Below are 24133 nucleotides of genomic sequence, written 5' to 3'. Positions count from 1 at the left end.
CTGTGTGTCCAACGCGTCCTATGTGTCCAACACGTCCTATATGCCCAATGCGTTCTATGTGTCCAGCGCGGCGCGGATCTTGGCGAGGCCGCGCATACGGTTGCGCTGGACCGTGCCGCGGTGGGCGCCCAGCCGTTCCCCCGCCATGTCGTGGGTCAGGCCCTCGATGTCGACCAGGATCACGGCCGCCGCCTCCTTGGGAGACAGCCCGCGCAGCAGCGCGGCCGTCACCGCCTCGGCCTCCCGGCTCGCGAAGCCGCCGTCCCAGCCGTGTTCCGGCAGCCGGTCGGTGCAGCGCTCCTGACGCGAGGGGTGCCGCCACAGGTCGCGCAGCAGGTTCAGCGCTGCCGCGCAGGTGTAGGCGTACGGCTGCTGTTGCCGCGTCAGCGTGTGGGCACGTGCCCGGCGGGAGAGTCTGAGGTAGGTCTCCTGGAGCAGGTCGTCGGCGTCGTGCGGATTGCCGGTCAGGGCCAGCAGCCTGCGCCGCAGCCTCGGCATCACGGCGGTGAACGCCTTGTCGAACTCGGCGGCGGTCATGTGGCCGGCGAAGGCCGCCGTGTTCGTGCCCCTGTTCGTGCTCGGCGTCGTAGTGTCGGAGGTCTTGGACGACATGGTCAGCGTCGTCGCGATGCAGGTGTTCTCCACGGTGTTTCCCCCGGGTCCGGCTGTCTCAGACTGTGGTTGGCCTCAGGGAGGCGGGACCGTACTTGGCCGTCGGCGCTTCGGTCAGCAGCGCCCAGTACCGGTCCCCGTACGACCAGTGCCACCACTCGGTGGGGTAGTTGACGAACCCCGCCGCCGTCATGGCCCGGCCCATCGCCGCCCGGTTGGCACGGGCGTCGGCGTCGATGTTGAGCGCGGCGGTGCGGCAGCCGCCCTCGCTCTCCTCGGGGGTGGCGTTGACCTCGGTGCCGAGGGACAGTTCGGCACCGTCGTCCGTGCACAGCGTCAGGTCCACCGCGCCGCCGCTGACGTGCGGGGCGACTTCCGGGGGCGAGATGTACGCGCTCGCCAGCTCGCGGATCCGGTCCGCTCCGGCGTCCGGATGCGCCGCGCGCAGCGTCGCCGCGTACTCCTCGAAGTAGCGGCGCTGCAGAGCGGGTGGCCGGAAGCCCTCCACCATCAGCAGGCGGATGCCCGGGGGCAGGGCGTCCTGGGCGAGCAGGAGCCGGCGCAGTACGTCGGCCCTGAGATGGGCGTACGAGCCGTCGTCGTCCGTCTTCCGCATGTCGACCCGCAGTGCGGCGAACTCCCGGGCGTCGACCAGGGGTTCACCGTTCTCGGTGACACGCGTGGCGGCGACCCGGGGGTCCGAGAGCAGGATGATGTCCGTCACGCTCACAGCGTTGAGCCGGGCGATGCAGGATCGATGCAGATCTTCTGCAGAGCGCATGCAGCGCCCGGAACGGGCTCCTTGTACCGGGCGCATGCGGCGCCCGGAACGGGCCGCCCCGCACCGGAAGACCCGACGGGTTCCGGCCACCCCGCACGCCACATCGGTCAACCCTGAAACCGGCCCTCCGGTTTCCGGCGTGAGGGTCCCCGGGGGCCGATAAGTTGTCCCTGACTGCGGAAACGCGAAATCGGGGGACACGGTGGACGTCTGCCTTCTGGGTCCGTTCGAGGTGGTGAGCGGGGGACACCGGATCGCGCTGAACGGCGCCAAACCGACCGCGATTTTCGCGGCTCTCGTCGTGCATCTCGGTGAAGTGCTCTCCGTCGAGCGGCTGGTCGATCTCGTCTGGGAGGAGGAGCCACCCGCCACCGCGCGGGCCCTCGTCGCCTCGCACGTCTCCGGACTGCGCCGGTCCCTGGCCGGTACGGAGGGCGCGGAGGCCATCCGCACCCGCTCCCCGGGCTACGTCGCCGAGTTCCCGCCCTCCACCGTCGACGCCCGGTGTTTCGAGAAGGCGTTCGCGGCCGGCCGGAGGGCGGCCACCGACGGGCGGGCCGAGGAGGCTGTCGAGATCCTGCAAGCGGCATCGCGCCTGTGGCGAGGCCGGGACGCCCTGGAAGGGCTCGGTCAGTCCTTCGCCCGCGTCGAGGCCATGCGCCTGAGGGAACTCCGGCTGGAGGCCGCAGAGTTCCGCTTCTCCGCCGAACTCGACCTGGACCGGCGTACGGATCTCATCTCCGAACTCGTCGCCCACGTCGCCGCCCACCCCCTCCGGGAACGCCCGCGCGGCCAGCTGATGACCGCCCTGTTCCGCGCCGGCCGGATGCCCGACGCGCTGCGCTGCTACGACGAGGGCCGCCGTTTGCTCCGTACCGAACTGGGCGTGGACCCCGGCCCGGACCTGCGCGCGCTGCACCAGGCCCTGCTCCGCGCGGACACGACGGTGCTGGGAGCACCGGCTGCCCGAAAAGCCGCGCCCGCCGGGAAGGAATCCACCCCCGAACCGGCGGTGGCTCCCCCGCGCACGCACGAGGACACACCGGCGACCCGCCCCTCCGAGCGGTCCCACGACGACACCCGTCATCCGGCGCCCAATCAACTCCCGCCGGACGTGGCCGACTTCATAGGGCGTACCGAACAGACGGCCTGGGCGACCGCCCTTCTGGAAGAGGTGCGCAACCCACTGCGCACCGCGCCGCCCATCGGGGTGATCTCCGGCCGGTCCGGCACCGGCAAGACCGCCCTGGCCGTCCACGTGGGCCACCGCACCGCCGCGCTCTTCCCCGACGGACAGCTCTTCGTGGACCTGCGTGCCTCGGACTCCGAACCGGTACGGACCGCCGACGCCCTGACCCGACTGCTGCGCGCCCTCGGGGTGGACCCGGAGAGCCCGGCGCGCGACGAGGAGGACCTCCTCGGGCTGTACCGCACGCACATCGCGAGCCGCCGGGTCCTGCTCATCCTCGACAACGCCGTCAGCGAGTCCCTGCTGCGCCCGCTGCTCCCGCCGGGCGGCGGCTCGGCCGTGCTGATCACCGCCCGCCGCCGGCTCATGGCGCTGGAGGGCGCCGCCCACCTCGATCTGGGGGTGCCGTCCGAGACGGAGGCACTGGACCTGCTGGCCCGCGTGGCCGGCCCGGCCCGGCCCGCCCTGGAACCCGAGCGGGCCGCCGAGATCGTCGCGCTGTGCGGCCGGCTTCCGCTCGCCGTCCGGATCGCCGGTGTCCGTCTCGCCGCCCGCCCCCACTGGACACCGGCACGGCTCGCCTCGCGCCTGAGGGACGAACGCCGCCGACTGGACGAACTGCAGGCGGGCGACCTGGAAGTACGCGCGAGCCTCGGACTGGGCTACGCGGACCTGGACAAGCAGGAGCAGCGCGCCCTGCGCCGTCTGGCCCTGATGGACCTGCCCGACTTCGCCGCGTGGGTCGCCGGGCCACTCCTCGACGTGAGCGAGGACGACGCGGAGGACGCGGTCGAACAACTCGTGGACTGCCACTTCGTGGAGGTCGTGGCCACCGACGAGACGGGCAGAACGCGCTACCGCATCCACGACCTGGCCCGCGAGTACGCCCGGGAGCGCTGCCTGGCCGACGAGTCCAGGGAGGAACGCGAGACGGCGGTCCGCCGACTGGTCGCCCGCTGGCTGGACATGGCCCGCGTCGCGGCGGCCCACGGACCGGGCGGCGCGTCCCGCCTCCTCTCGGTCACCACGACGGCCGCGCTGGCGCGGGGCGCGGGCGGGCAGGCGGGGGATGTCGACGGGTGGGCGCGGGGCGCGGAGGGGGCGGGGCGCGGCGAGGACGGGGCGGCGCAGGTCGCTGGTGGGGCGGCCGTGCGGGGCGTGGACGGGTCGGTACGCGCCGCGGGCGGTTCGGACCGGACCGGAGGCTGGGCCGCCCGCGTCTCGGACGGGTCGTCGCCCCCACCGACGGACGCGCTGGCCCACCTGACGGAGGAGCCGGCCGCCTGGTTCGCCGCTGAGCAGCCGTGTCTGCTGGCCGCCGTCATCCACTGCGCGGACCACGGCATGTTCGACGCCGCCCGCGAACTCGCCGCCACCCTCATGGCCGCTTCCGTGGCCCTCTACAACCAGTTCGACGCCTGGTCCCGTTCCCACGACGTGGCCCTGGCGGCGGTACGGCGTGGCGGGGACGTCGAGGGTGAGGCATGGCTGCTGAACGGCTTCGGCCAACTCCGTCTGGAGCAGGACCGCTTCGACGAGGCGCACGCGTTCTTCACCCTGGCGCTGCGGCTGTTCGAGGAGCGATCCGTGCGCATCGGCTGCGCGGACGCGCGGGCCGGAATGGGCGCGGCCCGCCGCGAACAGGCCCGTTTCGACGAGGCGTTGCCCCTGCTGACCTCGGCGCTCGAACAGTACCGGGAGCCGGAGGACACGTCGTCCATGGCCCATGTGCTGTACGGCATCGGGTACGTCCATCGGGAACAGGGCCGCGACGACGAGGCGTGGGAAGCCCTCTCCCGCGCCCACCGTCTCTACGTCACCGCCTGGGACCGGCACGGCGAGGCGCTCGCGCTGCGCTCACTGGGCCTGTGTCACCGGGCGCGGGGTGACCTGGCGGCTGCCGAGACCCTCCTGCGGCAGTCCCTCGCCATCTTCGAGGAGACGGACGACGCCTACGGCATCATGTACGCGAGCCAGTCCCTGGCCAAGGTCGAGTTCCGGCAGGGCCGGATGATCGAGGCCCGGCAGCGGCTCGACCGGTGCCTGGAGATCACCCGCGAGCGTCAGGACATGTTCGGCGAGGCCCTCGTCCTGCGCACCATCGGCGAGTGGCACCTCGCCGCGTCCGACTGGGAGACGGCGACCGAGACCCTGCGACAGGCCCTCGTCCTGTGGGACCAGCTGCAACTGCCGCTGTGGCGTGCCCGCACCCTGCGGGACCTGTCCCGCGCCGCACTGGCCCAGGGCGAGACCGAAACGGGGCGCGAGTTCGAGCAAGAGGCGTACGAAATCTTCCACCGGCTCGGCACGCGCGAAGCGCTGGAGCCGCGGGACGCGGCCGGGCACTGAGGCAGCCGCCGTACGACAAGCGATGCGGGCGCCGTACTCATACGACAGGCGACCACCCCTCGTCGCTGGTGTGAACGGCGCGGCACCCGCCGCCCGCGACCACCGCCAAAAGAGGTCTCCACCATGACGAACACGTCCCCACGCATGCGCAGAGTGCTGACCACGGCCTTCCTCGTCGCCGCCGCGGCGCTGGCAGGTCCCGCGACCGCGACCGCGCAGCCCGCCGCTGTCGAGGCGGCGGCGATGGACTTCACGGAGGTCCACGTGTGGGCGAGCGGAGTCAACGTCCGCAATGCCGCCTCGGGGGCGCCCTTCGAGCAGTGCAAGACCTACCCTTCCCGTCAGAACTGCCAGGTCGTGGCAACGGTGTCCCAGACCGCCGTGACCGCCTACTGCCAAAAGCAGGGAGAGCCCATCAGCGACTCGGGCTACAGCAGCAGGTGGTGGACCTACCTGAAGTCACCGAGCGGGCAGTGGGGCTGGGTGAACAACGTGTACATCACGGGGGACGAGCACCTGGCAGGCGTCAGCGACTGTGCGTTCTGACAGAAAGCAATTTCACGAAGGTGGCCCGCGACACTGTCATACGGACGCACCGCCCCTTCCGTCACAGAGCCGAGCAGCAAGCATCCACGGCAGAACGGCAAAGGGGAAAACGATGGCGATGCGATCCAGACTGGCGGCAGTGGGACTGGCGCTGGGCGCGGCTCTCTCCCTGCTCGGCACGGCAGGCAGCGCGGAGGCCGCCGCGCAAGGCGTGAACACCACCGTCCAGGCCGGCAGCAACATCCGGGAGGCCGCCACCACGAACAGCCGACTCGTCGGCACCACCGAGTTCCTGAGCACGGCGTACATCCACTGCTACACGCGCGGCCAGCACGTGACGGTCGGCAACTACGGCACCAACGTCTGGTACTACGGCAACGTCTTCGATGACGACGCGACACCGGCGCACTTCTACAAGAACGTGTGGCTGTGGGGCGGCAACGTCAATGTCGGCACCGACCCGTCCCCCGACGTCGCGCCCTGCTGATGCCGCTGATTCCGCTGAGTCCAACACCGAACCGAGGAGTACGCCCATGACCAGGCGAAGTGTGTCTACCGCGGCTGCCGGGCTGGCGCTCGGCGCGGCGCTTTCCCTGCTCGGCGCCGCAGGGACCGCCGAGGCCACCTCCAGCGCCGACGGCTACGCGGCCACCGTGCAGGCGAACAGCAACCTGCGCGACGCCCCCAACACCAGCAGCCGGATCTGGGGCACCACGACCAAGGTGACCGAGGCCGGCATCGCCTGCTACACGCGCGGCCAGTATGTGACGGTCGGCAACTACGGCACCAACGTCTGGTACTACGGCACCGTCATCGACTACGACATCGGCCACATCTACAGCAACGTGTGGATGTGGGGCGGCAACGTGAACGTGGGCGCCGACCCGGCTCCCGGCATCCCCGTCTGCTGACCGACTCACCTCACCCGTTCCCCCGCGCTCCACGCCCCCGAGGCCTCCGTCCTGTACGGATGCCCGGGGGCGCGGCCGTGTCCGGGACGAGACACGGCATGGGACCTGGTCGGCATAGTCGACGGCGTTCTCGATCGGCTCGAACGGCAGCGGCACCGCCGTCACCGATCGGCCGCGGTGTCGTGGTGGCCGTGCCACCGAGGCGTGGCGATACTGGGGGAGTGAGCGACGCCGAACGGCAATCGAACCAGCGCCTGGACCAGCGCCTGGAACGCGCCATCCTGGAGCTGCTGGAGCGTCGTGACCCGGCCGCGACCATCTGCCCCTCCGACGCCGCACGGGCGGTGTACGAGGGGGACGACGACGGCTGGCGGGCGCTCATGGAACCCGCCCGCCGTGCGGCCCGCCGACTGGTCACGGCCGGGCTGGTGGAGATCACCCAGAAGGGCCGCCCGGTCGCGCCGGCGACGGCCCGCGGACCTATCCGCATCCGCCGGGTCCGCTGACCCACCGCGGTCCGCCGCGCGCCGACACACCTCGGGTCCGGTACGCGGCTGCGTCGGGTTCACGCACGGACCGCTCGGGCCTCTTCACCTGCTGACCGACTCCGCCGCAGTGTCCGAGGTCCGCTCCACGAACCAGGGAAGAGATGTTCGCGCCCAGGGGCGTGGCTGTCCGCGGCTGTGTTGCCCGGCGGCCATGTCAGGGCCGTCATCTGGAGGGTCAACTTCCGTATGCGGGTGCCGTTTGGGTGCGTGTGGTGGCAGAGCCCGGGTATTCAACAAGTCCAGTTTCGGACGAGGGGAGTGACGGCTCGTGGAATGGCGGGAGAAGACCGCGAAACGAAGGCTCGGCACCTTGGAACGCGGAACCGCTCAGCGTGCCCAGCTGCGTGTCCGGCTCGCCGACATCGCATGGACCTGCCTGTGTGTCGTCCTCGCGCTGTGGGCGGCCGCAAGCTCGGTCGGAGCGGCACGCGGGACGACGGCCTGGGCCTACTGCGCGGTCGCCTGGGTCCTTCTGGCGGCCGCCTGCGCCATGGTGCTCGCCGGTCACAAGCGCAGGAAGCGGATCTGACAGCTGAAGGAGGCAGGGCATGAAACGGATCCGGGATTTCCTGGCGGGGCACCTGTGGGCACAGATAGCCCTGTCCATCCTGGCCGCCAGTGTGCTGGTCATGCTCCTCTACCCAGGGCGCTCGTTCGGGACCGTGGTGCTGCGTACCGCCATCACGTCGATCGGTGCAATCTGCATTCTGGTGATCACGCGCCGCAAGGAGAAGCGAGCCGCGGGTGGGGAGACGAACGACCTCGTGTCCCTGGATCAAAAGCTGCGCACGGGCGACGTGCCGCGGGACCCGCGAGAGCAGAGCGCGATGCGTGATTTGGTCGCGCAGCGGTTGCACCGCACCCGGCACCGCGTGGGCGCACTGATCTTCCTCGCCGCGCTCTTCACCACGGTCACCGTGGGGACCGCTCTCACTCAGGGACTGCGGCAGACCATCGGCTTGGCCGTGCTCAGCGTGGCGTTCATCGGGTGGATGATCTACTACAGCAACCTCCAGAACCGCCGACTGCTCACCATGCGCGCGGCACTTGAAGAGCGGGCCCCAAGCGGCGCCACCAGCGGCGCCACCAGCGGCGCGTCCTCGCTTCGCGCCTCGGAATGACACGTCACCGCCGCATGCCGGGCGCGTGGTCCTGTCCAACCGGTACGACCAGGTGTAGCGGCGTATGGAGCTGCCCACGCCACGCTGTGGCTCAAAGGACAGCGCCGAGCCCGCAATGATCCGCGCATCCCCGGGCAGCGTCTGCAGTCGGCCAGAGAGGCCCGTGGGTCTGTGCTGCCTGAGATTCCCGTTGATGTCTTGAAGCCATGGGCAAGGGGCCGGTTGGCAGTCGGACCAGCGTGCATGTGACGCCAACACCGACCGCGACCGGCATGCGATTGCCCGCAACCGGCATCGCCGCACGCACCAGTTGCTCACCCACCCGGCCGCAGTGGTCCCGAACGCGGTGGAAGCTGACCCTTAGTCGCCCGGCCAGACAGCGCTTGCTCTACAGGGGGGTCGACCCACCACGACCCACCGCGCGCGGACTCGGAACGAGATACTTCCCGCGGCTTGAACCACGGAGCGGCCACACCGAACGGACGCGGGGCACGTAGGCAGTGCGCCGCCTCACATGAGCACCAGCGCGCGGCGGGTACCCGCGTACCCCCTTCTGAACGACGCCACGGAACGCATCACGCGGACCGTAGCTCGCTGAACTGCGACCGCCCCCGCGACAGCCCGAACTCCCCACGCCCCAGACCGCGTTCCTCCACGGCCGTCACCAGCAGCCCCCGCCGCTCATCCGACAGCCGCAGCCACACCTGCCGCCACACCCCCCGCCACAAAGCAAGTTGGCCGCTTTGGTTCAAAAGGTTGACAGCCCTCAAGGCACCTGGCTTCATGAACAGCGCGCAATTTTGGGAGCGCTCCCATCGCTGTTCCGTGCTTCTTGTTCTGGCCGTGCGACAGAAAGGGACATCGTGGGACTGTCATCAAGACGGGGCCGCAGTCGGCCATTGCGGCGCATCTCGGTGGTGCTCGCTGCGGCGTTGACCACAGGATTGCTGTTCGGGACCGGCCCGGCGCTCGGGGCAGAGGAGCGCCCGGCCCCCGCGCGCAGCGAGGCGGCCGTCGCCGCACCCGGCGACGACTGGCTGCACACCAAGGGCAACAAGATCGTTGACGCGAACGGCGACGAGGTCTGGCTCACCGGCACCAACTGGTTCGGCTTCAACGCCGGCGAACGGGTCTTCCACGGACTGTGGTCCGGCAACATCACCGACATCACCAAGTCGATGGCCGACCGCGGCATCAACATCGTCCGCGTGCCCATCTCCACCCAGCTCCTTCTGGAGTGGAAGAACGGCCAGGCCGCCGTCCCGAGCGGCGTCAACGCCTACGCCAACCCCGAGATCGCGGGCAAGAGCTCCCTGCAGGTCTTCGACCACTGGCTCGCCCTGTGCAAGCAGTACGGCATCAAGGTCATGCTGGACGTGCACAGCGCCGAGGCCGACAACTCCGGCCACGTCTACCCGGTGTGGTGGAAGGGCACCATCACCTCCGAGGACTTCTACACCGCCTGGGAGTGGGTGACCACCCGCTACAAGAACGACGACACCCTCGTCGCCATGGACGTCAAGAACGAGCCGCACGGCACGGCCGGCACGTCCCCGCGCGCCAAGTGGGACGGTTCGACGGACCAGGACAACTTCAAGCACGTGTGCGAGACCGCCGGCAAGCGGATGCTCGCCATCAACCCCAACCTGCTGGTGCTCTGCGAGGGCATCGAGATCTATCCCAAGGCCGGTGTGAGCTGGACCTCCACCACTCCCACCGACTACCACTCGACCTGGTGGGGCGGAAACCTGCGCGGTGTCCGCGACCATCCCGTGGACCTCGGCGCGCACAATGACCAGCTGGTGTACTCCCCGCACGACTACGGGCCGCTGGTCCACCAGCAGCCCTGGTTCAGCGGTGACTGGAACCGCACCACGCTCGAACGCGACGTCTGGGACCCCAACTGGCTCTACCTGCACAAGGAGAACAAAGCCCCGCTGGTGATCGGCGAGTGGGGAGGCTTCCTCGACGGCGGCCCGAACCAGAAGTGGATGACCGCACTGCGGGACCTCATCGTCGAGCACCGGATTCACCAGACGTTCTGGTGCCTCAACCCCAACTCCGGTGACACCGGCGGCCTGTTGCTGGGCGACTGGAAGTCCTGGGACGAGGAGAAATACGCTCTGCTCAAGCCTGCGCTCTGGCAGCACGGCGGCAAGTTCGTCAGCCTCGACCACGAGGTTCCGCTGGGCGGTACCGGCAGCACCACCGGCATCAGCCTGAGCGACGTGTACGACGGGCCGACGGACCCCGAGGACACCCAGGCGCCCACCGCCCCCACCGGCCTGGCCAGCACCGCCAAGACCTCCACCAGCGTTTCGCTGTCCTGGACGGCGTCGACCGACAACACCCGGGTGACCGGGTACGACGTCTATCGGGGCACGACCAAGGTGAACGCGGCGCCGGTGACCGGCACGACCTACACCGACACCGGGCTCTCGCCCTCCACGGCGTACAGCTACACCGTGCGGGCCCGGGACGCGGCAGGCAACGTCTCCGCTCCCTCGGCGGCGCTGAACGTGACCACGCAGTCGTCGGACACCCCGTCCGGGGCCGTGAAGGTGCGGTACAAGAACAACGACAGCTCCGCGACGGACAACGCCATCCGGCCCTCGCTCCAGGTCGCGAACACCGGCAGCTCCGCCGTGAAACTCGACGCCGTCACGGTCCGCTACTACTTCACACGCGACGGATCGGCCTCCGTGAGCGCCTGGTGCGACTACGCGGCCGTGGGCTGCGCACAGGTCAAGCTGCGGGTCGTGCCGCTGGCGACAGCCGTCTCGGGCGCGGACGCCTATCTGGAGGTGAGCTTCACGGGCGGCTCGCTGGCCGCCGGCGGCAACACCGGTGACATCCAGTTGCGGATGAGCAAGGCGGACTGGTCGAACTTCAACGAGACGAACGACTACAGCCGTACGACGTCGACGACGTACACCGACGCACCGGCCGTTCCCGCGTACATGGGCACGGCCCTGGCCTGGGGCACGCCCCCGGCCTGACCCGCCCCACAGCGAACAGGGCGGAACACATCCCCACCCTGTTTTGGGAGCGCTCCCATTTCAAGCTCTATCGGCATACGAGGAGAGAGTGTGAAACGTCTACTGGCCCTACTGGCGACCTGCGCGATGGTCCTGGGCCTCACCGTTCTCGTCAGCCCCCCGGCGGCGGCCGCCACGGGCTGCAAGGTCGACTACACGATCACCAACCAGTGGTCGGGTGGATTCCAGGCCGGGGTGAAGGTCACCAACCTGGGTGATCCCATCAGTGGCTGGACCCTGAAGTGGACCTGGTCCGACGGCGGGCAGAAGGTGACCCAGGGCTGGAACGGCACCTGGTCGCAGTCCGGCTCCGCGGTCAGCGTCACCAACGTCGACTGGAACCGCACCCTGGCCACCGGCGGCGCCGCCGACCTGGGCTTCACCGGAACGTTCACGGGCGCCAACCCGAAGCCCGCCGCCTTCACGCTCAATGGCGTGGCCTGCACCGGCTCCGTCGGTGGCGAGGAGCCCCCGCCGGACCCGGATCCCGACCCGCCCACCGGTACCCCGGTCGGTATCAACGGGCAGCTCAAGGTGTGCGGCGTGTACCTGTGCAACCAGTACAACCGCCCCATCCAGCTGCGCGGCATGAGCACGCACGGCATCCAGTGGTTCAACAAGTGCTACAACAACGCCTCCCTGGACGCGCTGGCCAAGGACTGGAAGTCGGACCTGTTCCGCATCGCCATGTACGTGCAGGAGGGCGGCTACGAGACCGACCCGGCGGGCTTCACCAGCCGGGTGAACAGCCTGGTCGACATGGCCGAGGCGCGCGGTATGTACGCCATGATCGACTTCCACACCCTGACGCCGGGCGACCCGAACTACAACCTGGAGCGGGCCAAGACGTTCTTCGCGTCCGTCGCCGCCCGTAACGCCGACAAGAAGAACGTGATCTACGAGATCGCCAACGAGCCCAACGGCGTGAGCTGGGCGGCCATCAAGAGCTACGCCGAGCAGGTCATCCCGGTCATCCGGGCCGCCGACCCGGACGCCGTCATCATCGTCGGCACCCGCGGCTGGTCCTCGCTGGGCGTCTCGGACGGCTCCAACGAGACGGAGATCATCAACAACCCGGTCAACGCCACCAACATCATGTACGCGTTCCACTTCTACGCCGCCAGCCACAAGGACAACTACCGCGCCACGGTGAGCCGTGCGGCCACGAAGCTGCCTCTGTTCGTCACCGAGTTCGGGACGGTGACCTACACCGGCGGGGGAGCGGTCGACCGCGCCAGTTCCACGGCCTGGCTGGACCTGCTGGACCAGTTGAAGATCGGCTATGCCAACTGGACCTACTCCGACGCCAATGAGGGCAGTGCGGCGTTCAAGCCCGGCACCTGCAACGGCACCGACTACAGCAGCAGCGGTGTGCTGACGGAATCGGGGGCGCTGCTCAAGAGCCGCATCAGCACCCCGGACACCTTCCCCACCAGCTGACCCCATCGGGGGCTCCGGCCTTGCCGGAGCCCCCACTCGCCGCAGCACAAGATCGACTGGTTTATGTGAGACGTCCTGTTTGTGGGAATTAGTAGCTTGAGGATGATTTTATGCATTTTTATGGGTAGACGGAGTGTCGGTCGACACCCCACTGGAGGCGATCATGAGTTTCACTCGACCGAGCATGGAGTCACACCCGGACATCCTGGAGATGCGGGCGCGGCACGAGCGGGCAGCCATCACACCGCGCGCGCAGGCGATCGAGGCCTTGGGCGTGGTCACGGGACTGTACCTGGCGGCGTCGCCCTGGATAGCGGGCTTCAACGGCTTTTCGACCCTGGCCGTCACCAACCTGATCGTGGGCATCGCCTACGCCCTGCTCATGGCCGGCTTCGGTAATGCCTACGAGCGCACCCACAGCATGGCTTGGGCCGCCGCGGCGCTCGGAGCGTGGACGATCGTCGCGCCGTGGGTGGTCGCGGGCGATGTGTCCACCACACGGACCATCACCAACAACGTGATCGTGGGTGTGATCGCCTGTCTGCTGGCCCTTGCGGCAGCCGCAGGCGCCAACATGCCCTCCGGCCGCTCTTCACGCGGCGCGTCCGGCTACGGCAGCAAGGGCACAGACACCTCCGATGATCGGTAGGAAGCTGCTGGAGGGCTGATCAGCGCGGCACGGTGAGGCTGGGGTGGGCTTGCTGTCCACCCCGGCCGAGCCCATCCCACCGGCCCCCGAAGGCGCTCGCTCATGCAGCGGAGCGTCAGGCGCCGTACACCCGGAATTCCGCAACCTGGCCGGCTGGCCAGCCGGTGTTGGCGGTGAAGATCAGGCGCAGACAGCGGGCTGCCGTGCCGCTGGGGAGGGAAAGCGTGGCGGTGTTTCCCGTGGACGGGTCGAAGGTGTACGGGGAGGCGCCGAGCAGGGTGGTGAAGGTCTGGTGGTCGGTGCTGCCCTGGACGGTGATGGTCTGGGTGCGGGTGGCCCAGGCGGTGGCCGGGGGGAGGGCCAGCACGATACGGCGGGCGCCTTTGGTGGTGCCCAGGTCGACCTGGAGCCATTGAGGGAAGGCGTGGTTGGCGCTTTCCCAGTACGTGTGCGGGTTGCCGTCCACCGCGTTGCCCGAGCTGTACGACTGCGTGAAGCTGCTCGCTGTCGTGGGCCGGTTCAGCGCCAGGTTGACGTCTGGGGAGCCCTGGGTGGTGGCGGTGACCTGGGCTGACGGCTGGGAGACGGTGCCGGCTGCGTCGAGGGCCTGGATGTCGAAGGTGTAGGAGGTCGAGGCGGTGAGCCCGGTGACCGTGAACTGGGTGGCGTTCGCGGCGGCGGTGGCGAGCGGGGTGGCGGTGCCGCCGGTGATCCGGCGGATGCGGTAGCCCGTCACGCCGACGTCGTCGGTGGACGCGGTCCAGGCCAGCGTCACGGTGGCATCGGTTACGGCGGTGACCCGGACGTTCCCCGGAACGGTCGGCGGTGTGGTGTCGCCCCCGACCACCGGCGGGGTGGGCCGGACGGGGGTAACGGGAGCCTGCCCCTTCAGCATGCGGCCGCCGTCGCCGGTCAGACGCAGGTAGTAGTCGGCGGAGCAGGCGGTTCCGTCCTCGTCGAGGCCAAGGAAGCCCGAACCGGCCGGTATCCACGCCGGGGACTCGGCGGTCTTGGCGATCTGGTTTCCCTCGTTGTACTCGTCGAACATGGAGATGTAGACGCTCGACACCCCGGCCCGGCCCATGTTGTAGAACTGCCGCCACATGAAGTCACCGTGGGCGCGCTGCCGTTCGGTGACACCGCCGGGCAGCACGCACGGCTGGTAGTCGATGCCGTGCGCGGCGCACTCGGCGAGGTCGGGAGCGGTCGCGACGTTGTAGAAGTTGTCGGCGTCGCTCACGTCGCCGATACGGCCGACCATCCACGGCGAGAGCATGTCGAAGGCGTGGTAGACGCCGGAGAACCCCGGTCGTGAGTCCCGGTCGCCCGTCCGCCACCAGGTCGGCACCCCGCCGATCACGTAGCATCCCTGTGCTTTGAACCAGTCGACGACATCCAGGCACTGAGCCGGGATGAAGGGGCGCTGGGCGTCGTCGAAGCCGAAGCCCCAGATGCAGACCACCGGCTTGCCGTTCTGCCGGGCGTAGACGGGCGAGGCCGTGTGGGCCCGCATCTTGGTGGTCCAGTCGGCCTTGATGTCGTTCTGCATGGTCGTCCAGTCCGAGACGTCATACATGATGTAGAACTTCACGCCCTGGGCTTCGGCCGCTCTGCGCACCTTGCCGGCCATGGCATCCCGGGTGGGGCCTTCGCCTGAGGTGGGGTTGAAGCGCTGGAGGGCGGCGGTGTCGATGCCGTACTCCTTCATCCAGCGGAAGTGCACGTCGACCGTCGACTGGTCGTAGGAGGAGAACAGGGTCGCGGGCTGACCGTTGCCGAGGTGGCCGAAGGCGGTGCGGTAGGTGGTCGGGTAATCGCGTACGTCCGGCCAGGCGACGATGGCCTTGTTGGCCGGGGAAGGCGACTGCCCCCAGTTCTGGGCCCAGTGCCACCAGCCGTTGATCGGTGCGCCGTCCCCGACGCAGGCGAACCACCCCTGGTACCCCACGGTCACCTTGCCGACCACGTCGCCGGGCGGGCTCGCCGCGGCGGCAGGGCCGGCGAGCGTGAGCTGTCCCAGTCCCGTCGCTCCGGCGGTCCCGGCCGCGGCTGCCGCTCGCAGAATCGTGCGCCGTGTAGCACCCATCTGGTCTCCTCCGGCTACGGCCGCTTCCCGGTCTGCCGACTGGATCGTCCATGTCGACGGGGTGCAGCGGTGCCACGGAGCGTATTGTCAGGGACACGTAAGCGCAATAGATTGCTCTTCAGTTGCAAGAAGGCGCGAATCTTCTGAAAGGAGGCGCTTCTGCGGCCCTCTCGGGACCCGTATGCGGAGCAGACGGCCTCCGGTGCTTGTCACGGGGGAGGGTCAGCGGGCGGCCGGGCGGAGCATTTGTCCGGCGGCGAGTTCGCGGTAGGTGGGGCTGCTGGTGAGCAACTCTTCGTGGCGTCCGCAAGCGGTGGTGCGGCCCTCGTCCAGTACCACGATCTGGTCGGCGTGCTGCACGGTCGAGAGCCGGTGTGCGATCACCAGGAGGGCGCATTCCTGGGCGATGTCCTTCATCACCCTGGTGAGCGCGGTCTCGTTGATGGCGTCGAGATGGGACGTGGGCTCGTCGAGCAGGAGCAGCCGCGGACGGGCAAGCAGGGCGCGGGCGAGGGCGACGCGCTGGCGCTCGCCTCCCGAGAGGGTGCTGCCGCGTTCGCCGAGCATGCCGGACAGGCCGCCACGCAGGCGGCGTACGACGTCATCGAGCTGGGCGAGTTCGACGGCGCGCTGGACTTCCGCCTCGGTGGCCTCGGGGGCGGCGTAGGTGATGTTGTCGCGCAGGGTGCCGTGGACGACATGGGTGTTCTGGTCGACGACGGCGATACGTTCGCGGCACTCGGCACGTGTCAGTTCGGCGGCGGGCCGCCCGTCGAAGAGGAGGGCGCCGGAGTCCGGCTCGTAGAACCTGGCCACCAGGGCGAAGATGGTGCTCTTCCCCGCACCCGACCGGCCGACCAGAGCCGTCTGGCACCGGTACGGCACGCTGAGGGTGACGCCGCGCAGGACAGGCCGGCCGGGGTCGTAACCGAAGGTGAGATCCCGCAGGGCAAGGACGGGCTCCTCGGACGGGACGCTCGGCCGGGCCGCCCGCTCACGTGTGCGTGCCCGCACCACCGGCCTCTCGGCCGATGACCGCTCCATGGGCAGGGCGAGGGCCTGCTCGATGCGCTGGTAGGCGCCCATGCCGCGCTGGATCAGGCCGACCGCCCGGAAGACCGACGACAGGGGCAGCACGAGGTAGGAGGCGTACAGCAGGAAGGCGACGAGTTCGCCGAGGGAGTTGGCCTGGCCGGTGACGCGCAGTCCACCGATGACCAGGACCAGCAGGAAGGAGCCCTGGACGGCGAGTTCGACGGCCGGACTCATCACCGAGGCGAGTTTCGCCGTCCGTACCCCCGCCTCGTGGGCGGACTCGATGCGCTCGCCGATGCGCTGTGCCTCGCGGTCCTCGGCGCGGTGCACCCGCACCATCGGAAGAGCGCCGAGTGCGCGCTCGAGGTCGGCGGCGATCGCGCCGACGGAATTCTGCATGTGCTCGGAGGCGGCCCGGATGCCCTTCAGCAGCGAAGCCACGACCGCGGCCGCGGTCGCCACGGTCAGGGCGACCAGGAGCAGCAGCAGAGGATCGATCCACAGCATCAGGGCGACCGCGCCGGCGGCGACGAGGACTCCGGTGACGAGATCGACGAGCGCCTGGGAGACCACTTCCCTGAGCAGGGTGGTGTCGGCGGTCACCCGGGAGATCAGGTCACCGCCGCGGTGGCGGTCGTACTCCCGCATCTCCAGCCGCAGCAGCCGCGCGACCAGGCCGTGGCGTAGCTGCCGTACGACTCCCTCGCCCATGCGTTCCAGGACGAAGCGGCCGATGGCGCCGGTGGCCGCTTCGGTGATGAACAGCACGGCCAGCAGGATCAGCAGCGGCCAGAACGCCCGCCCGTGGCCGCTCGCGTCCACCACCTGCTTGGCGACGAGGGGCTGGGCGAGCCCGAGGCCGGAGGCCACGAGGGTGAGCAAGGTGGCCACCGTGACGGAGGCTCGGTGCCCGGCGGTGAGGCGGTACATGGTGGCCACCGCGGCCCGGGTCGAACGATCCGGCGACCCCACCTGCGTACCCGTCATGGGCGAGGCGGCCGGTTCGACTCGACGGGGCCCACCGTGAGCAGCCGGGTGAAGTAGCCGTCGGGTGCGCCTTCCCCGATGGGCCGGCCCTCCGCCTCGATCCAGGCGTGCGCGTTGAAGGGAGGAACCACGCTCGCCCCCGTGCACCACGTAGGCCAACTGCCCGTCAGCCGGCACAGCAGGGCAGCGCCCAAGGAGCGCGGCAGACAGCCCTTCGGCCCGGCACACAGCAGGCTGACCCCGCACATCGCGTCCCGGGCGTCCTTGGCCTGGGCAGCGGTGGCCGGCGGAGCTCCGCGGCGTACGACCCCGAGGACGGCGCGGATCCGCCGCGGAGGCAGCAGCGACAACAGGACGGCGGGCGGCAGCACGAGACGGGCGGCCAGGCGCCGGGTGAAGGGAACTCCGGTGGGCCGTTCCAGGGCGCTGGGTGTGGTCATGTGGCCAGCCCCGACTTCCGCAGTTCCTGCACGAGCGCGGTGACGTCCTGCTCGGCGCGGGTCCGGTCGATGTCGAACTCCGTGACGAGCGCCTCGACGGCCGCCGCTTCCTCGCCGCCCTCGAGGAGCGTCTTCACCACCAGGGTGCCGGTGGGGTTGAGCTCCCAGTAGTTCCCGCTGCGCTGATCCAGCAGGACCGTGCCGTAGGTGGTCTCCGCGGTGGAGACATCGGGGCCGAACCGCAATGCCATGGTGGGTGACTGCCTTCCGGTAGCGGGCTAGCGGGTACGGGCTGGTGACAGGCCACGCAGCCATACTTCGGCGGCGATGGTGGAGTAGAGGATGGCGTCGCGCAGCCCGGGGGAGGAGGGCCGCTGGGCGAGGTGGCGCAGCGCGTGTCCGTCGACGAGGCCGAGCTGCTCCAGCCGGGAGTCCTCCCACAGCGCCAGCAGGTCGGCGCGGTGCCGGCGCAGTCCCTCCGCGGCATCCATGGAAGCGGCGGCCTTGTTGGTGCGCCGCAGACACCCCTCGGGCACGATGCCCCGCATGGCCGCGGTCAGGAGCGGTTTGTACTCCCAGGGCGACACGCGTTCGCTCGGCCGCACGGCGAGGGACGCCTCGATGACGCGGTCGTCGAGGAAGGGCGAGGCCATGGGTACGCCGACGCGGGCGGCCATGCGGTCCCACTGACGGATGATGCGGGTGCAGGCGCGGATCTGTTCCAGGTCGGCGTGCAGACCGCGGTCCGGGTGCAACGGCGTGGTGGTCGCGGCCGCCTCGCGCAGCGCCCGCTGCGCCAACCGCTCGGCGTCGGGGGTGACCCAGTCGAACAGGCGCGGGGGCATGCCCCACCCGAGACTGGTGGTCACGGTGGCGGGGACCGGGTCACGCAGGTGACCGATGGAGTCTGCGAGCCACTTCCCGTACGGGCGTGCGTCGGCCAGCGCGCGGACCGTGCCGCCGAGCGGCCACTGCCACAGGGCCCGGAAGCCGCGCAGCTGCCGCAACGCGAACGGCGGCCGGGTACGCAGCAGTCGGTGATAGTAGGCCTCCGAGCACCAGGCCACGTGATCGCCGCCGATGCCGGTCAGGTGGAGCCGGCTGCCCCGCTCGGCCATGGCCGGCAGATGGTGCAGCACCCGCGAGCGGTCCATCACCCCGATGGTCGGTTCGTCCAGCAGGTCGTCGATGCTCAGCAGATCGTCGTACACCAGCGGCGAGGCATCCGCGTCCCACACCACGTGCTCGACGTCCGGCAGGTGCTTCGCCGCCTGCTCGGCCCAGTACAGATCGGTGTCGGCGGGATCGCGCCCCGGCCACGTGCTGGCCACCACGCGGGCCGCGGAGCGGTCGGCCAGGAAGCAGATGGAGGTGGAGTCCAGGCCCCCGGACAGGTCGCAGCTGACCACGCCGCCCTGGCGGGTGCGGGCGTCGACGGCCTCGCTGAGGGCCGCGCGGACCAACGGGGCACCGTCGGTGAGCGTGCGGACCGGCTCCGGTGGTGTCCACCAGCGCGAGTGGCGCGCACTGCGCCCGTCCGCTGCGACCATCAGCGCGTCCTGAGGGGCAACCGCCGTGACCTCACGCCAGAGCGAGGTCTCGAACAGCGGATAGGGGGCCGGCCACAGCAGCCGCACCGCCAGTTCTTGTACGTCGGGCTGGGCACCGATCGCGTCAGCGAGGACGTCGGCGCGGCTGGCGGCCACCTGTACACCGTCCACGGCAGCGTGGAAGATCAGCCGAAGCCCGGACGCGGTGCCCTGCACCCTGAGTTGCCCGTCCAGTGCGGCGACGAGGTGGAAGCTGCCGGGCAAGGTGCGGGCGAGCGCGTCAAGTTCCGCCAGATCACGCAACCGCCCGGCGCGGCGCTCCAGTTCAGCGGCATCGACCGGACAGCAGCCGAGGACGGCGAGAGAAGCACGGCCGGCGTGCGCGGTGACGATCTCCTGGTCGTCCCACTGACCGACCAGCCAGGGCCTGCCGGACGGGTGCTTGAGGGTTCGGGTTCCGGGGTGGGCGAAGGAGCGGGCCACGGCGGCCGCGTCCTCCCGGTCGGTGAAGACCGTGAAGTGCGCGTCGCCGGGGCCCGTCCCCGCACTTGCGTGCAGTTCAGTCATGACGTCAGGTCAGAAACCGTCGGTCCTCAGTTCTTGCTCAGGATCAGCCGGTCGTTGCCCGAGCTCCGCAGGAGCCCGGTCTTCTTCCGGAACGTCCCGAGCTTGGTGAGCGTCGGCGCTTCGTAAGCCTTCTTCATGACGTCTCCTTAGGTGCGGGATCCACGACCGCCTCCCTGCCGGCGGCACACCGATCTCCGGTGCGCCGCCGGCCTGCCCAGGGCTCGTCCGGAACCCCGAGCGGAAGCGGGCGCACCACATAGCTAGGTGCAGAACCGGATGGCATGACAAGGGTGCGAGGGATAAATGAGACAATATGTAAATTCGCTGGCGGTCGGGTCGTCGCGCCGTTCCTTTTGTGTTCAATCAAAAGCTGCACAACATGGGAAAGGTGTCCGATCGGGCGCGGAAAAACGTTCCGAACGGCGAATCCGCAGCCGCTGGGTGACCCCCCGTCATGGGCAGGGTGAGGACATTCGGGCAGAGCCGCCGGGGCGCACTCGGCTCTCGCACTCGCGCTACCCTTCTTTCTTCTTGTTGCCCGAATGGCTGGGATGCTCTGCCCGCATCGTCGATACGGCGTAGGAGGGGCAAGTGGGGGTACGGGGCGGAGTCGTTCGGCGGCTGGGAGTACGTCGAGGGCGCTCGCGCGGAATTCCGCGAAGCCGGAACGGCCTTTTTCGCACCTCGACGGTTCCCCGGGTAACGGATTATGTCCGGAGATGGTGTGGCGTACCGCGCGCCGCGGTGCCGCCCGGACCGGGGCACGGCGATCAACTGCAAGCTGACCTTGGCGCATCACCATGCGGTCGACCGGGAGCGGTCCGCCGAAGCCGCGGCTGCCCGCGATCACAAGGCGGCGCTGCTGGACGCCCCCTCCGAGTACCAGCTCGTCAGTGCACTGCCCAGCACCTTGCGGGCTTCGCGGCACCGCAGTGGACAATGAGACACCGCCTCGCTCCGCCGGCGGCCCGGCTGGGCCGAGATAGAGCCGGGCCGGTGCGTCGGCCTGTACAACGACCGCGCCTGCACGAGGCGTTGACATGCTCAGCCTCCATCGCGATGCTGGGAAAGCGGTTTGCATCGATGTAAATCGATGGTGCAGCCGAGTGCCGACGGCCAGGATCGCCCCCACCTCCTCCGACGCGGTCCTGACCGGACGCCGTCCCCACGCCGCCGCCTCGCGTCGGCGCGGCGTCGAAGCGGAGGCCGACCACGGAACGGGACCATGACCCCACCTCGCTCCCTGAAAACCGCTGCCGCCCTCCTATTGGCCGGCGCGCTCACCGCCGTACTGTCGCTCTCGTCCACCGGAACCGCCCAGGCAGGTCAGACGGGCCAGACGGGCCAGACGGGCCTGCGGGCCGCCGACCCGAGCGTGCTGCGAGTCGGCGGAACCTACGTCTCGGTGGAGTCCGTCGGTGACGGCATCGCCGTGCGGCAGGCGCCCTCGACGGAGGCGCTCGCCTCAGCGCCCGCCCGCCGGGTGTGGTCGGACACGCGCAGCCTCGGAGAGGTCTGGGCCCCGGAGATCGTGCGCGACGGCGGCCGCTACCACATCTACTTCACCGCCGGTCGAGGACCGGCCCACCGGATGTACGTCATCAGCTCCGCCAGCCCCGACACCGGCTACACCCCCGCGACGAAACTGGCCCTGCCGGACGACAAATGGGCCATCGACGGCACCCTGTTCACCTTCAACGGGCAGCGCTGGTTCGTCTGGTCCGGCTGGGCCGGTGACACCAACGTCGAGCAGAACCTCTACATCGCCCGCATGAGCAGCCCGACCACGCCCACGGGCGCGCGATACGTCATCTCGCAGCCGCGCGAGCCCTGGGAACGGGTGGTCGGCAACCCGTTCATCAACGAGGGCCCCCAGCCCATCAAGGACCCGAACGGGCAACTGCACATCGCCTACTCGGCCAACGGCAGCTGGAGCGACCAGTACTGCCTGGCCGATCTCCGGCTGCGGGCCGGCGGCGACCCCACCTATGTATGGGACTGGTACAAGTCCAACGGCTGTCTCTTCGGCTCTCATCGCGCCACGATGATGTCGGGATGGGACCCCACCCTGCACGTCAACGGGCCCGGCCACCACAGCTTCGTTCTCCTCGACGGCGACATCAACACGAGCCCGCCCGCCGGCCCCCGATTCCCCCTCATGTTCCACGCGGTGCCCAAGGGGACCCCGTACACGTGGGAGAACCGGTACTGGTACACGGGCACGTTCACCTGGTGGGGCAACACCACCTACAGCCGAGCCAACGTACCCGGTGCCAACACGAACACCGGCTGGAGCCTCAAATTCTTCGATTGACATCCTCTCCCCCCTTGTAGGGGGGAGAGTCCCGCCTACCGCGCTGTTGAAGGCTGCGGTGTCGAGTGGGTTCCTGCTTCGCTGCGCGGTGCGGGCACGGGTGCCCGTCTTACCTGCGCTCCACAGCCTGACACGGCCAGTCCGGCCGCCTTGGCGACGTTGACCGCCGCGTTGAGGTCCCGGTCCAGGACGGCCCCGCAGGCCCCGCAGGTCCACACACGGACGTTAAGGGGCTTGGGGCCGTCCTTCACGCCGCACGCCGAGCACACCTGAGAGGTGGGCTCGAAGCGGCCGATCCGGATGAAGGTCCGCCGGTACCGGGCGGCCTTGTATTCCAGCATGTTCACGAACGCCGACCATCCGGCGTCGTGCACGGACTTGGCCAGGCGCGTGCGCGCGAGTCCCTTCACCGCCAGGTCCTCAACGGCGACCGCTTGGTTCTCGCGGATCAGCTTCGTGGAGAGCTGGTGGTGGAACTCGCGGCGCGCGTCGGCCACCTTCGCGTGAGCGCGGGCGACCGTCAACCGGGCCTTGTTCCGGTTGCTGGAACCCCTTTGTTTGCGGGTGAGGGCGCGCTGTGCCTTCTTCAGACGCTTCTCGGCCCGGCGCAGGAAGCGAGGGCTGTCGACTTTCGTCCCGTCCGACAGCACCGCGAAGTGCCCAAGGCCCAGATCGAGGCCCAGCTCGGGCGTGACCTCGGGCAGGACTTCCTCAGAACCGCTCTCCACGACGAAGCTCGCGAAGTACCGGCCCGCCGAGTCCTTGAGCACCGTCACCGTGGATGGCGTCGACGGCAGCGTGCGCGACCACTTCACCTTGAGGTCGCCGATCTTCGGCAGGCGCAGCTTCCCGCCCGGCGTGATCGACCAGCGGGCGTTCGCCGTGAAGCGGACGGCCTGACGGGTGTCCTTACGCGACTTGAACCGGGGCGCACCCATGCGGGGGCGTTTGCCCTTCAGTCCATCGAAGAAGTTCCGGTATGCGCTGTCCAGGTCCCGCAGAGACTGCTGAAGGACAACCGCCGACACCTCACCGAGCCACGCCCGCTCCGGGGTGTTCTTCGCCTCGGTGATCAGCGCCTTGGACAGGTCGCCGGTCTTCGGAAACGGCAGGCCCTCGCTGCGCGCCCTCTCCCGAGCGCGAAGCGCGTCGTTGTAGACCACCCTCGCACACCCGAACGCCCTGGCCAACGCCATACGGTGACCGGCGCCCGGGTACAAGCGGAAGCTGTACCGAAGCTGCACGCGGATCACGATACAGACTTGCTCGTCACGGCATCTTCCGCATGCACGTCCACTTGGTTTTCGTGACGAAGTACCGATACAGCGTCTTCGCCGACCGGCACCTGACGCGCTGCGAGCAGATCATGCGCGCCGTGTGCGAGGACTTCGAGGCCGAGCTGGGGCGAGTTCAACGGCAAGGCCGATCACGTCCACTTCCTCGTGAACTTCCCGCCGAAGGTCGCCGTGTTCAGGCTGGTGAACTCCCTCAAGGGCGTGTCCTCGCGCAGGCTCCGGGAGTGCCCCGACCTCGTCCGCCACTACTGGCGGGCACAGCACCTGTGGTCCGGCTCGTACTTCGCCGGGACAATCGGCGGCGCCCCGCTCAGCATCGTCAAACAGTACATCGAGCAACAGAACCGCCCGCTCTGACCCGGGCTGAGAGCGAACAGTACGGATCTGTGCCCACCGCTGAGGTCAGAGCAGTTCTCAGATTCGCTTCACCACCGGGCTGAAGCCCGGTGCACTGCGAATAGACCCGGTAGCCAAGCCTCTTCGGAGCAGCTGGTCCTCCGCCCGGAGCCTAGGTAACCGGCACGCACGATGGTGGCCTTCGCGGCTGTTCCGGCCGGGCGGCGTCCGCCCTTGTTGCCCTGGGCCTCGGCGGCCCGCAGTCGGTCGTAGCTCAGCTCGCGCTGGAGGTCTCGCTCGCCCGGCCGCGCGTATGTGAGGAAGTCGCTGAACTTCGGG

At 69.6% G+C, this 24133-nt stretch carries 20 protein-coding genes and 2 pseudogenes; 13 read left to right on the top strand and 9 right to left on the bottom strand.

Annotated elements, in window-relative coordinates:
• Nucleotides 1–54: 54 nt before the first annotated feature.
• On the bottom strand, nucleotides 55–537 hold the full coding sequence (locus ACWD1Z_RS26725) for an RNA polymerase sigma factor (protein ID WP_451122238.1): 483 nt from the start codon (nucleotides 535–537) through the stop codon (nucleotides 55–57).
• A 133-nt stretch (nucleotides 538–670) separates the two neighbouring features.
• The gene (locus ACWD1Z_RS26720) at nucleotides 671–1336 is read right to left on the bottom strand and encodes a M15 family metallopeptidase (protein ID WP_451122126.1); all 666 of its coding nucleotides are present in this window, start codon (nucleotides 1334–1336) and stop codon (nucleotides 671–673) included.
• Between the two features lie 292 nt (nucleotides 1337–1628).
• Between ACWD1Z_RS26720 and ACWD1Z_RS26715 the strand changes: the two genes are divergently transcribed.
• The 10 genes from ACWD1Z_RS26715 (at nucleotide 1629) to ACWD1Z_RS26670 (ending at nucleotide 13184) form a co-directional block, all read left to right on the top strand.
• Nucleotides 1629–4931, top strand: a complete 3303-nt coding sequence (locus tag ACWD1Z_RS26715; RefSeq protein ID WP_451122125.1) for an AfsR/SARP family transcriptional regulator — start codon at nucleotides 1629–1631, stop codon at nucleotides 4929–4931.
• 123 nt (nucleotides 4932–5054) lie between these two features.
• Complete coding sequence (locus ACWD1Z_RS26710; protein WP_451122124.1) at nucleotides 5055–5477, top strand: hypothetical protein; 423 nt, start codon at nucleotides 5055–5057, stop codon at nucleotides 5475–5477.
• Between the two features lie 118 nt (nucleotides 5478–5595).
• Nucleotides 5596–5964, top strand: a complete 369-nt coding sequence (locus tag ACWD1Z_RS26705; RefSeq protein ID WP_451122123.1) for a hypothetical protein — start codon at nucleotides 5596–5598, stop codon at nucleotides 5962–5964.
• A 46-nt stretch (nucleotides 5965–6010) separates the two neighbouring features.
• A complete protein-coding gene (locus ACWD1Z_RS26700; RefSeq protein WP_451122122.1) occupies nucleotides 6011–6388 on the top strand; it encodes a hypothetical protein in 378 nt (125 codons plus the stop codon).
• Nucleotides 6389–6609: 221 nt separating this feature from the next.
• A complete protein-coding gene (locus tag ACWD1Z_RS26695; protein WP_451122121.1) occupies nucleotides 6610–6894 on the top strand; it encodes a DUF3253 domain-containing protein in 285 nt (94 codons plus the stop codon).
• Between the two features lie 352 nt (nucleotides 6895–7246).
• Nucleotides 7247–7465, top strand: a complete 219-nt coding sequence (locus ACWD1Z_RS26690; protein ID WP_451122120.1) for a hypothetical protein — start codon at nucleotides 7247–7249, stop codon at nucleotides 7463–7465.
• Nucleotides 7466–7484: 19 nt separating this feature from the next.
• Nucleotides 7485–8057: a hypothetical protein gene (locus tag ACWD1Z_RS26685; RefSeq protein ID WP_451122119.1), complete on the top strand. Its 573-nt coding sequence runs from the start codon at nucleotides 7485–7487 to the stop codon at nucleotides 8055–8057.
• 932 nt (nucleotides 8058–8989) lie between these two features.
• On the top strand, nucleotides 8990–11056 hold the full coding sequence (locus ACWD1Z_RS26680) for a cellulase family glycosylhydrolase (RefSeq protein ID WP_451122118.1): 2067 nt from the start codon (nucleotides 8990–8992) through the stop codon (nucleotides 11054–11056).
• A 90-nt stretch (nucleotides 11057–11146) separates the two neighbouring features.
• The gene (locus ACWD1Z_RS26675; protein ID WP_451122117.1) at nucleotides 11147–12535 is read left to right on the top strand and encodes a cellulase family glycosylhydrolase; all 1389 of its coding nucleotides are present in this window, start codon (nucleotides 11147–11149) and stop codon (nucleotides 12533–12535) included.
• Nucleotides 12536–12719: 184 nt separating this feature from the next.
• A complete protein-coding gene (locus ACWD1Z_RS26670; RefSeq protein WP_451122237.1) occupies nucleotides 12720–13184 on the top strand; it encodes an SPW repeat protein in 465 nt (154 codons plus the stop codon).
• A 115-nt stretch (nucleotides 13185–13299) separates the two neighbouring features.
• Here ACWD1Z_RS26670 and ACWD1Z_RS26665 read toward each other — a convergent pair whose 3' ends face one another.
• From ACWD1Z_RS26665 to ACWD1Z_RS26640, 6 genes are all read right to left on the bottom strand, one after another.
• Nucleotides 13300–15270 (bottom strand): discoidin domain-containing protein, encoded by a 1971-nt coding sequence (locus ACWD1Z_RS26665; RefSeq protein WP_451122116.1) that lies wholly within the window; start codon nucleotides 15268–15270, stop codon nucleotides 13300–13302.
• A 222-nt stretch (nucleotides 15271–15492) separates the two neighbouring features.
• On the bottom strand, nucleotides 15493–17235 hold the full coding sequence (locus tag ACWD1Z_RS26660; RefSeq protein WP_451122115.1) for an ABC transporter ATP-binding protein: 1743 nt from the start codon (nucleotides 17233–17235) through the stop codon (nucleotides 15493–15495).
• A 53-nt stretch (nucleotides 17236–17288) separates the two neighbouring features.
• A complete protein-coding gene (locus ACWD1Z_RS26655) occupies nucleotides 17289–17732 on the bottom strand; it encodes a lasso peptide biosynthesis B2 protein (protein ID WP_451122114.1) in 444 nt (147 codons plus the stop codon).
• The gene (locus ACWD1Z_RS26650) at nucleotides 17729–17983 is read right to left on the bottom strand and encodes a lasso peptide biosynthesis PqqD family chaperone (RefSeq protein ID WP_451122113.1); all 255 of its coding nucleotides are present in this window, start codon (nucleotides 17981–17983) and stop codon (nucleotides 17729–17731) included. Before ACWD1Z_RS26650 ends, ACWD1Z_RS26655 begins: the two co-directional genes overlap by 4 nt.
• Nucleotides 17984–18010: 27 nt before the next feature.
• Nucleotides 18011–19849, bottom strand: coding sequence for a lasso peptide isopeptide bond-forming cyclase (locus ACWD1Z_RS26645; RefSeq protein WP_451122112.1), 1839 nt, complete (start codon nucleotides 19847–19849; stop codon nucleotides 18011–18013).
• Nucleotides 19850–19875: 26 nt separating this feature from the next.
• Nucleotides 19876–19986: a keywimysin-related RiPP gene (locus ACWD1Z_RS26640; protein ID WP_451122111.1), complete on the bottom strand. Its 111-nt coding sequence runs from the start codon at nucleotides 19984–19986 to the stop codon at nucleotides 19876–19878.
• Between the two features lie 585 nt (nucleotides 19987–20571).
• Between ACWD1Z_RS26640 and ACWD1Z_RS26635 the strand changes: the two are divergent.
• Nucleotides 20572–20744, top strand: a pseudogene (locus ACWD1Z_RS26635) (RNA polymerase subunit sigma); the annotation flags it as partial.
• 330 nt (nucleotides 20745–21074) lie between these two features.
• Entirely contained in the window at nucleotides 21075–22163 is a 1089-nt protein-coding gene (locus ACWD1Z_RS26630) for a glycoside hydrolase family 43 protein (protein ID WP_451122110.1), read from the top strand.
• A 35-nt stretch (nucleotides 22164–22198) separates the two neighbouring features.
• Here ACWD1Z_RS26630 and ACWD1Z_RS26625 read toward each other — a convergent pair whose 3' ends face one another.
• Nucleotides 22199–23407 carry an RNA-guided endonuclease InsQ/TnpB family protein gene (locus ACWD1Z_RS26625; protein WP_451122109.1) on the bottom strand — a complete coding sequence of 403 codons (1209 nt, stop codon included), beginning with the start codon at nucleotides 23405–23407 and terminating at the stop codon, nucleotides 22199–22201.
• Nucleotides 23408–23448: 41 nt separating this feature from the next.
• On the opposite strand from ACWD1Z_RS26625, the pseudogene tnpA reads away from it, so the two are divergent.
• Nucleotides 23449–23815, top strand: a pseudogene (tnpA, locus tag ACWD1Z_RS26620) (IS200/IS605 family transposase).
• Nucleotides 23816–24133: the final 318 nt, after the last annotated feature.

This window comes from Streptomyces sp. NPDC002784 (genome assembly GCF_053592135.1).
This window is presented reverse-complemented; position numbering and strand designations above follow the sequence as displayed.